Genomic DNA, 1,065 nt, shown 5'->3' with positions numbered 1-1,065 from the left:
ACCGTATCCTGTCGGGCGGCGGCATCTTCGCCGTCTACCCGCACCGCCGCTATCTGCCGGCGAAAGTCCGCGTCTTCGTCGACTTCCTGGTGCAGTGGTTCAGGACGCGCGAGGCTGGCTGACCGGCATCGATAGTCTCATGGTCCCAATTTCGCCCCCTTTCTGGTAACTCTCGGCAACTCTTCCGAGGCCTATGGACCGAGAATGAATCTGAAACGGCACGCAATCATGCTGGCTTCGGCCTTGGCGGCTACTTTTGCCGCCACTGGACCGGCTTACGTGCATCCGCATGTCTTCGCCGAGGCCCGCCTCGATGTGATTCTCTCCCCGGATCACCAAAGCGTGAAGGCTCTCCGTCATCTCTGGCGCTTCGACGATCTGTTTTCCTCGACCGTGATGATGGAGTTCGACAAGAACTCCGACCTGAAGCTCGATGACAAGGAGCTGAAGGAAGTCGCCGACACCGTTCATGCCTCGCTGGCCGAGTTCAATTACTTCCAGCTCGTCACCGTTGACGGCAAGGACGTGGCGATGACGCCGCCGCCGCATCTGATGGCCAATTTCGACAACGATCAGCTGATCATCCTGTTCGAGTCCGAACCGAAGGTGCCGATCAAGCTCCACGGCAAGATCGATATCGGCGTCTACGATCCGACATTCTACACGGCGATCGACTTCACCGAGGACTCCAACATCACGGTTGAAGGCCTGCCCTCGAACTGCACCAGCAAGGTGGTCCGTCCGGACCCGGACGAGGCCATCAAGGAAAACCAGAAGACCCTCACCGATGCCTTTTTCAACGATCCGACCGGCACCGATATGAGCAAGATCTTCGCCACCAAGCTCGAACTGACCTGTCAGCCAGAAGGATGAAGCCGGTGACGAAACCGTCCCTGCGTTTGGCATTCGGCCTGTTGGCCCTCACTGTCGCCATGATGCATTTCGCCGACGCCGCTCATGCCCAGAGTTCGCTCGGCATCGGCGTCAATGACGGCATGGCGCCGACCACCGGCCCGTTCGCCCATATCCTGATGTGGATCAATCTCAGGCAGCAGGAATTCTACC

1 protein-coding gene and 2 pseudogenes are annotated in these 1,065 nt (G+C 59.0%); all 3 read left to right on the top strand.

All coding sequences use genetic code 11. The features are described from left to right. Positions 1-122, top strand: a pseudogene (locus tag EN939_RS39560) (LysR family transcriptional regulator); the annotation flags it as partial. An 82-nt stretch (positions 123-204) separates the two neighbouring features. After that, entirely contained in the window at positions 205-873 is a 669-nt protein-coding gene (locus tag EN939_RS35470) for a DUF1007 family protein (RefSeq protein ID WP_023810039.1), read from the top strand. After that, positions 870-1,065, top strand: a pseudogene (locus EN939_RS35465) (nickel/cobalt transporter); the annotation flags it as partial. The gene EN939_RS35470 and the pseudogene EN939_RS35465, both read left to right, overlap by 4 nt.

It is taken from the genome of Mesorhizobium sp. M7A.F.Ca.CA.002.05.1.1 (assembly GCF_003998335.1).
Taxonomy (GTDB): Bacteria; Pseudomonadota; Alphaproteobacteria; order Rhizobiales; family Rhizobiaceae; genus Mesorhizobium.
Note: the sequence above shows the minus strand (reverse complement) of the source record. Positions and strands in the feature narration are given on the sequence as shown.